The organism is Sandarakinorhabdus limnophila DSM 17366 (assembly GCF_945882885.1).
Lineage (GTDB): Bacteria > Pseudomonadota > Alphaproteobacteria > Sphingomonadales > Sphingomonadaceae > Sandarakinorhabdus > Sandarakinorhabdus limnophila_A.
Genome location: NZ_CAMCWT010000080.1, coordinates 1 through 7,252 on the forward strand (window position 1 = coordinate 1; position 7,252 = coordinate 7,252).

Annotated in this window: 13 protein-coding genes; 5 read left to right on the forward strand and 8 right to left on the reverse strand. The window is 65.6% G+C overall.

All coding sequences use genetic code 11. The annotated features are described in order from the left end of the window. Nucleotides 1-130 precede the first annotated feature (130 nt). The 5 genes from Q7O19_RS12415 (at nt 131) to Q7O19_RS12435 (ending at nt 2,023) form a co-directional block, all read left to right on the forward strand. Nucleotides 131-301, forward strand: a complete 171-nt coding sequence (locus Q7O19_RS12415; RefSeq protein ID WP_022679841.1) for a hypothetical protein — start codon at nt 131-133, stop codon at nt 299-301. 6 nt (nt 302-307) lie between these two features. Continuing rightward, nucleotides 308-490: a hypothetical protein gene (locus Q7O19_RS12420; protein ID WP_303810819.1), complete on the forward strand. Its 183-nt coding sequence runs from the start codon at nt 308-310 to the stop codon at nt 488-490. Nucleotides 491-528: 38 nt separating this feature from the next. Then, entirely contained in the window at nt 529-849 is a 321-nt protein-coding gene (locus Q7O19_RS12425) for a hypothetical protein (RefSeq protein ID WP_303810820.1), read from the forward strand. Between the two features lie 66 nt (nt 850-915). Then, nucleotides 916-1,809: an SPFH domain-containing protein gene (locus tag Q7O19_RS12430; RefSeq protein WP_303781458.1), complete on the forward strand. Its 894-nt coding sequence runs from the start codon at nt 916-918 to the stop codon at nt 1,807-1,809. 7 nt (nt 1,810-1,816) lie between these two features. Further along, nucleotides 1,817-2,023 carry a toxin-antitoxin system HicB family antitoxin gene (locus tag Q7O19_RS12435; protein WP_303810821.1) on the forward strand — a complete coding sequence of 69 codons (207 nt, stop codon included), beginning with the start codon at nt 1,817-1,819 and terminating at the stop codon, nt 2,021-2,023. Here the strand turns inward: Q7O19_RS12435 and Q7O19_RS12440 are convergent. The 8 genes from Q7O19_RS12440 to Q7O19_RS12475 form a co-directional block, all read right to left on the reverse strand. Beyond that, nucleotides 2,014-3,207, reverse strand: a complete 1,194-nt coding sequence (locus Q7O19_RS12440) for a CCA tRNA nucleotidyltransferase (RefSeq protein WP_303810822.1) — start codon at nt 3,205-3,207, stop codon at nt 2,014-2,016. The two genes, Q7O19_RS12435 and Q7O19_RS12440, sit on opposite strands and share 10 nt — an antisense overlap. Beyond that, nucleotides 3,204-3,797: a CoA pyrophosphatase gene (locus Q7O19_RS12445; protein ID WP_303810823.1), complete on the reverse strand. Its 594-nt coding sequence runs from the start codon at nt 3,795-3,797 to the stop codon at nt 3,204-3,206. The genes Q7O19_RS12440 and Q7O19_RS12445 overlap by 4 nt, the downstream gene beginning before the upstream one ends. Beyond that, a complete protein-coding gene (locus Q7O19_RS12450) occupies nt 3,787-4,356 on the reverse strand; it encodes a DUF1285 domain-containing protein (RefSeq protein ID WP_303810824.1) in 570 nt (189 codons plus the stop codon). Before Q7O19_RS12450 ends, Q7O19_RS12445 begins: the two co-directional genes overlap by 11 nt. Before the next feature lie 26 nt (nt 4,357-4,382). Next, a complete protein-coding gene (locus Q7O19_RS12455; RefSeq protein WP_303810825.1) occupies nt 4,383-4,910 on the reverse strand; it encodes a GNAT family N-acetyltransferase in 528 nt (175 codons plus the stop codon). A gap of 161 nt (nt 4,911-5,071) precedes the next feature. Next, entirely contained in the window at nt 5,072-5,641 is a 570-nt protein-coding gene (locus tag Q7O19_RS12460; protein WP_303810826.1) for a hypothetical protein, read from the reverse strand. Between the two features lie 9 nt (nt 5,642-5,650). Next, nucleotides 5,651-6,127: a hypothetical protein gene (locus Q7O19_RS12465; RefSeq protein WP_303810827.1), complete on the reverse strand. Its 477-nt coding sequence runs from the start codon at nt 6,125-6,127 to the stop codon at nt 5,651-5,653. An 81-nt stretch (nt 6,128-6,208) separates the two neighbouring features. Then, nucleotides 6,209-6,439: a F0F1 ATP synthase subunit C gene (locus tag Q7O19_RS12470; RefSeq protein ID WP_303810828.1), complete on the reverse strand. Its 231-nt coding sequence runs from the start codon at nt 6,437-6,439 to the stop codon at nt 6,209-6,211. 36 nt (nt 6,440-6,475) lie between these two features. Next, nucleotides 6,476-7,225, reverse strand: coding sequence for a F0F1 ATP synthase subunit A (locus Q7O19_RS12475; protein ID WP_369692476.1), 750 nt, complete (start codon nt 7,223-7,225; stop codon nt 6,476-6,478). Between the last annotated feature and the right edge of the window lie 27 nt (nt 7,226-7,252).

The window sequence follows — 7,252 nt, forward strand, 5'->3', positions numbered from 1 at the left end:
GCCGACCTGACTTTCTGGAAGGGCGCACGCGCCAGCGCCGGGCGGATGCCACCCAACGGCTTCCCACGCGACAACAAGTTCACCGCCTGAGCACTCGCCAGCACCGCCGGGCCTGGGTAAGGATGGCGCCATGATCGGTGTCATCCTTATTGCTGTGCTGAACGTCGCCATGTTCGCCTGGTTTTTCTACCTGGCGGCCAAGGATCCATCCAACGTGTTCAAGCGCCGCCGCCCGCCCACGGGCGCGGAACAGAATAGCCCATCCACTGATCAAGGCGGCGATCAGCCGTCAAAGGGCTGAACCGACATGGTGGTTGTCATCCTCATCCTGCTGTCCCTGGGCGTCACCGGCTTCATCATGGTCAGCGACGCGCGCAAGAACGACAGTTTCAAGCGGCTGGAGCAACGCGCCAGCGATGGCACCGTTGTCGACAGCAGCAGTGACGGCGATGCCGGCGGTGATGGCGGTGATGGCAGCGGGGGCGATTGACCCCGGCAGGCGTCCGGCCGTGAACGGCGGCTGAGCCAATGACGGCGATCATCATCATCGTCGTGGTGATTGCCGTGTTCCTGCTGTTTGGTGCCCGCGCCAGCCGGGCTGCAGCGCCTTCGCCCTTGCCCCGCCCTCCTCTGTCGCGCCGCGATATCCCGCCTGATCCGATCATCGATCCCGGCCTTGATCCATTGATCGAACCCTGGGCGGATGATGTGCCAGCGCGGCTGCGCTCCGACGAATTGATCATCGACGACGCGCCGTTCGCACCCGGTGGTGGCGACTTTGGCGACGGCGGCGCCAGCGGAGACTGGGACGACGACAGCAGCGATGAAAGCGGCAGCAGCGACGACTGATTCTGCTTGCCCGTTCGGTTCGAATCGATATAATTATGATATCGCATTTAAATCGAGGAGATCAATGTGACCACTCATGATCCGGCCCGCCAGCCCAGCCTTGAACGGGCCGGCGTTGGCGCCAACGGCATTGCCATGCTGTTCCTGTTGCTGATCAATCTGGTGGCGCTGGGCGCCGCCTTGCTGGCGCTGGTTGGCGGTGCGGGGCCGCTGGCGGTGCTGGGCGTGATCGCGCTGTCGCTCACCTTCGCCTTCGTCGCCACAGGCTTCTACATGCTGCAACCCAACGAGGGCGCGGCAATCACCCTGTTTGGCGACTATCGCGGCACCGATCGGGTGAATGGCCTGCGCTGGACCTGGCCGTGGATGGGGAAGCAGAAGATCAGCCTTCGCGCCAACAACCTGATTTCGCAGCAGATCAAGGTGAATGATCTGCGGGGTAACCCGATCGAGATCGCCGCCCAATTGGTGTGGCGTGTTACCGATACGGCGCAGGCGCTGTTCGACGTTGATGATTATCGCGGCTTCGTCACCGCCCAGGTGGAAGTGGCGGTGCGCACCATCGGCGCGCGTTACCCTTATGATGATTTCGAGCACAAGGAGATCACCCTGCGCGGCGATCACGACCGCGTGTCGGGCGAACTGCGCGCCGAACTGATCAACCGACTGAGCGTGGCCGGCATCACGGTGGATGAGTGCGGCTTCACCCACCTCGCCTATGCCCCCGAAATCGCAGGCGCCATGCTGCGCCGTCAGCAGGCCGCCGCCGTGGTCGCCGCGCGCGAAACCCTGGTGGCGGGCGCGGTGGGCATGGTCGAAATGGCACTGGCCCAGCTCTCTGAGAAGAATGTCGTCGAGCTGGATGACGAGCGCAAGGCGGCCATGGTTTCCAACCTGATGGTGGTGCTGTGCGGCGAACGCGAGACCCAGCCCATCGTCAACGCGGGCAGCCTCTATTGACGGTGCGATGACCGCGAAAAAGGCCTTTCCCCTGCGGCTCGATCCTGCCCTCCATGAGGCGCTGGAACGGGCCGCAGCGGCTGATCTGCGCAGCCTGAACGCCCAGATCGAGGTGCTGCTGCGTGAGGCGCTGGCCAAGCGCGGCATGAAGGTGGCAGTGACGCCGGGGCCAAAGCGCGGGCGGCCCCCCGCATCTGAACCGCCTCAGGACTGAACGGCAGCGTCCAGCAGCGCGGCGACCGTTTCCGTGTCGTTGGGGAAACCCGCCGCCACCCAAGCCCGTTCGAACACACCGAGCCGCTTTGCCACTTCCGGCCCGGGCGCGACGCCGCGGGCGATGATGTCCTTGCCTGACGCCGGCGGGCGGGGGCGGTGCCAACCGATCAATGGAACGGCAGCCATCGCATCACCGGCAATCAGTAACCGGTCGATCACCGCCTCGCCGCCATCCTTGTAGGCCATCGGCCAATATGGTGCCGGCCCGGCCGGCTGCACTGCCGCCACCAACCGGATGCGCTGCGCGTTGGAGAGCTTCAGCCGCGCGCCAATCTCCGCCGCCACGCGCGTCTCATCGGCAGGCAGCAACGCCGCCAGCCGGCGTTCCCAGGCCGGCGACAGGCCAGCGGCGGCTTCGGCCACCATGGTTTGTACCAGCACCGGCAAGCGTTCGGCTTGCAGTTCGGGCAGCACCGGGCGGAAGATGCCGGCATCCAGCATCAGCTCCAGTGTCGCCACCGGATCAGGCAGCGCCAGCAGCAGGCGCAATTCCATGGCAATCCGCTCGCGGGACAGCGCCATCAGATCATTGGCGCGGGCGGTGCAGGCCGCCAGCCCGTCGGCATCCACTTGCCCCGCAAAACGCGCGGAGAAACGGAAGAACCTGAGGATGCGCAAATGATCTTCGGCAATGCGCCGCAGCGGATCGCCGATGAAGCGCACCCGCCGCGCCGACAGATCGTCAAGGCCGCCCCAATAATCATCGATCACGCCGTCCGGCAGATGGGCATAAAGCGCGTTCACGGTGAAATCGCGCCGCGCAGCATCCTCGCGCCAGTCATCGGTGAAGGCGACCTGCGCATGGCGGCCAAAGCTCTGCACATCGCGGCGCAGGGTGGTGACTTCGGCGACCAGATCATGCCCCACCACCGTGACCGTGCCATGCGCGATGCCGGTGGGCACGGCTTTCAGGCCGGCGGCCCTCACGCGCTTCATCACCTCGTCCGGCGTAAACCGCGTTGCCAGATCGATATCCGCCCCGCCCAGCCCAAGCAGTCCGTCGCGCACCGCGCCGCCCACCAGCCGTGTCTCGCCCGCCGCCGCATCAAGCGCGGCCAGCAGTGCGACGCCAGCCGGCGTCGCGGACCAAGCTTGGGCCGGCAGATGTTCGGGCAGGCTCACAGTGTCTCCAGCCGGCGCGACAGGGCGACGATCATGCCCGCAGTGGCGCCCCAGATATAATGGCGATCATGGCGGATCGACCAGTAATGCCGGGTCTGGCCCTGCCATTGGCCGCTTTGGCGCAGATGATTGGCCGGATCGAGGACATGCGCCAATGGCACGTGGAACAGCTCGTCCACTTCATCCGGATGGGCGCGCAGCGTCAGGCCGGGCGGCACCACGCCCACCACCGGCGTCACCAGATAGCCGGTGCCGGTGCGATAGGGATCGAGTGTGCCCAGCACCTGTACTTGGCTGCGCGGCAGGGCCACCTCCTCCTCCGCCTCACGCAGGGCGGCTGCCACGGCATCTTCATCCTCGGCATCCTGGCGCCCGCCGGGAAAGGCGACCTGGCCGGGGTGGCGCTTCAGATTCGCAGTGCGACGGGTGAACAGCAGTTGCGGCGCGGCTTCATCGGAAATCGCCATCAGCACGGAGGCCGGAGTCAGCGCGTCAGCCGGCGGCGGGCCGGCACGATCCAGATCCCAATCGCCGTGCGGGCGCGGCGTGAACGGCCCGCTAAGCAGGGAGCGCACGCGATCAAGCGGCATCGTCGATGCCCTGCATGAACGGGAAAAACGCCCCATCGCTCCACAGGCCGGGCGGCTCTGCGCCCTCGGCCAACGCCAGATCGGCCAGACGATAGAAGGTCGCGCGGTTGACCAGCGCGAACAGCCCGCCGCGCACATGCAGATAGGGCCGCGGCGTGCCGTCGCCGCCAATCTGCACATCCAGCATATTGTTCGGACCGGCCGCCACCACATCTTCCGTGTTCAGGCGGAACAGGATGCGCCGGGCTTCCCCCTCGCCCTCCCAGTCGGCATCCACCGCGATGAACGGCGCATCCTCCACATCGATGTCCAGCTTTTCCACCGGCGTCACCAGCACATGGCTGCCATCGGGTTCACGGCGAAGGATCGAGGAAAACAGCTTCACCAGTTCCTTGCGGCCAATGGGAGAGCCGGCGTGGAACCAGGTGCCATCAGCGGCAATGCGCATGTCGCTGTGGCCGCAATGGCTGGGGTGCCATTGTTCCACGGGCAGAAGCTTGCCGGCCCGCGACAGGACGAGCAGTTCGGCAAAACGATCAGCAGGAGATTCGGTGCTCACGCGCCCTAGATAGGGCAAGACGCCGTTCAGGCAACCTTGGCGGTGCGGGGCGGGTTGCCGCTGGCGGCTTCCACCCAGGCGATGCGCGGCAGGCCGGTGGTGGGCCCGCGCAACAGCAGCCGATCATGATCGACCGGGCCGGGCAGTTCCCAGTGCCGCGTTGCCGCCGCCGAGAAACCGAAGCGGCCATAAAAGGGTGCATCGCCGATCAGCAGCACCGGCGGACTATCTGCCGAATCCAGCGCCGCGAGGCTGGTGCGCATCAGGGCGGAGGCAATGCCCTGCCCTTCGCGCGCTGCCGCCACGGCCACCGGGCCGAGCAGGATCATCGGCAACCGCGCGCCGCCCACGCTCTTCAGGCGGATAGGCCAGCATTGCAGGCTGCCCACCAGCGTATCACCGTCCATGGCCACGAATGAAAAATCACCCAGCACATCGGCCCGATCACGCAGGCGATAGGCCGTGCGATTGCGGCGCGCCGGGCCGAACCGATCGTCGAGCAGGGAGTCGATGACAGGCTGGTGCTCAGGCGCCAGCGGAAGGATGGTGATCACAGGAACGACGGCTTTCTGCAGAACGGGACGACAAACGCAAACGGGCACTGCACCACCAGGGGCACAGTGTCAGATTCGTCGGCCAAGTCGCAGAAGTCGCGTCATGATCGGCTTTTTATCAGCCGATCGATGAACACGCAATGGATTGATGGGTCTTGGGATCAGTGCAGGCGGCGGTCGAGGCCGGCGATGGCTTCGTCGGTCAGCCGGGTCTGCAGCTCCTTGTCGGCACGGGCGGCGATGATCGCTGCGGCAGCCTTGGTCACCTGGGCGGCGACTTCCGCCTTCAGCTCCGCCGTCGCGGTGCGTTCGGCCGCGGCGATGCGGCTGGCGGCAGCGGCGGTGCGGCGCGCGATGGCGTCGCTGGCGGCGGCTTCGCTGGCCTTCACCAGATCGGCGGCTTCGGTCTGCGCGCGGGCACGGATGGCGGCGGCTTCCGATTCGGCAGCGGCCTTGGCAGCCTGGGCATCAGCCAGCAGCTTTTCGGCTTCGGCGCGCAACACGGCGGCTTCGTCCAGCTGCTTCTTCACGCCGGCAATGCGGTCGTCGAGCGCCTTGGCGATCAGGCTGGGCGCCTTGAACACCACCACGGCCAGCACGATGAAGATGGCAACGCCGGTATAGACCCAGCCTTCGGCACCAACGCCAAGCAGCGTCGGTTCGGCGTGATGGCCCCCGTCTGCTACGGTGCCAGCCTGAGTTTCAGCGGTGTGGACCTGTTCTTCAGCCATGATCGATCCTCAGCGGGCCGCGATCGCTGCCGACACGTCGGCAGGGGTGATCTCGATGCCCACCAGCTTGGCAACGGCTTCGCTGGTCAGTTCGGCAACAGTGGTTTCAAGGCCGGCGCGGGCGCTGCCCAGCGCCAGTTCCAGCGAGGCCGCAGCCGCTTCGGCATCGGCATCCAGACGGGCGCCGAGGGCCTTCAATTGCGCGTCGCTGGCCTTGGCCGCAGTTTCGCGGGCCTGGGCCACCGCCGCCTGGGCGGCATCGCGAGCCGCCTTCATGGCGATTTCATGATCCGCGCGCAGCGTATCTGCCGCGCCCTTGGCCGCTTCGGCCCGATCCAGATCGCCGCCGACCTGCGCTTCACGCGCATCGATCACCTTGCCCACCTTGGGCAAGGTCGGCCGCACCACAGCAAAATAGAGCAGCGTGAAGATCACGCCGAACCAAAACAGCTGCGATGCAAAACTGGCAGTTTCAAATTGCGGCACGGATCATCCCCGGCTTGCAGCAGTGAAGGACGGGCCCCCGGTGACCAGCGTTAGGCTGGTCACCGGGGGCCAGAGCCGAAATCAAGCCGAGAACGCCAGCGCCAGCGCGACAACGGCGGCGATCAGGCCCAGAGCTTCGGTCACGGCGAAGCCGAAGATCAGGCGGGCGCCAAGCTTGTCGGCAGCGGCCGGATTGCGCAGCGCGCCCTGCAGGAACATCCCGAAGATGATGCCAACGCCAATGGCGGCGAAACCAGCACCCATGGCAGCCAGACCGGCACCGATCATCTTGTAAGCAGCGAGAGTTTCCATCGTACGTCCTTTGCGAATGGTAAAAGGTTGAAATGATTAGTGAAGGTTGACAGCGTCGTTCAGATAAATGCTGGCCAGCAGGGCAAACACATAGGCCTGCACAACCGCGATCAGCAGCTCCAGCGCCGTGAGCGCCACGTTGACGGTGAGGGGGACCAGTCCAAGTACATAGGGCAGGCTTTCGAACGCGCCCAGCGACACCACGAAGCCGCCGAACACCTTCATCAGCACGTGGCCGGCCGTCATGTTGGCGAACAACCGGATGGCCAGCGTGAACGGGCGCGACAGGAACGACAGGAATTCGATCGCAGCCACCAGCGGCGCCACGAACAGCGGCGTGCCTTCCGGCAGGAACAGCGAGAAGAAATGCAGGCCGTGCCGGGCAAAACCGACAATCACCACCAGGATGAACACGATCATGGCAAGGCCGAAGGTGACGGCGATGTGGCTGGTGGGCGTGAAGCTGTGCACGAACGGCACCATGCCGATGAGGTTACACGACAGCACAAAGATGAAAACGGCGAAGATCAGCGGCGCATAGCGCAGGCCATCCTTGCCGACGTTCTCGCGCAGCATGTCGCGAATGAAATCATAAAGCAGCTCGACGGCAGCCTGCATGCGGCCCGGCACCAACTGCGGGCGCGCGGTGCCGATGAACAGGAAGGCCGAAACCGCCAGCAGCGTGATCAGCATCCACAGCGAGCTGTTCGTGAACGACAGATCGAAGCCGCCCGCGTTCAGCGGGACGATGGTTTCGATCTTGAACTGCTCCATCGGGTTGGCCACGGCCGTTTATTCCTCGTCCCGTTTGGC

Bases quoted from the DNA above. Each gene is read 5' to 3' on its own strand.
- Q7O19_RS12460 (WP_303810826.1), bottom strand. From the start codon at position 5,641: ATGGCTGAAGAACAGGTCCACACCGCTGAAACTCAGGCTGGCACCGTA.
- Q7O19_RS12435 (WP_303810821.1), top strand. From the start codon at position 1,817: ATGACCGCGAAAAAGGCCTTTCCCCTGCGGCTCGATCCTGCCCTCCAT.
- Q7O19_RS12420 (WP_303810819.1), top strand. From the start codon at position 308: ATGGTGGTTGTCATCCTCATCCTGCTGTCCCTGGGCGTCACCGGCTTC.
- Q7O19_RS12425 (WP_303810820.1), top strand. From the start codon at position 529: ATGACGGCGATCATCATCATCGTCGTGGTGATTGCCGTGTTCCTGCTG.
- Q7O19_RS12415 (WP_022679841.1), top strand. From the start codon at position 131: ATGATCGGTGTCATCCTTATTGCTGTGCTGAACGTCGCCATGTTCGCC.
- Q7O19_RS12445 (WP_303810823.1), bottom strand. From the start codon at position 3,797: ATGCCGCTTGATCGCGTGCGCTCCCTGCTTAGCGGGCCGTTCACGCCG.
- Q7O19_RS12470 (WP_303810828.1), bottom strand. From the start codon at position 6,439: ATGGAAACTCTCGCTGCTTACAAGATGATCGGTGCCGGTCTGGCTGCC.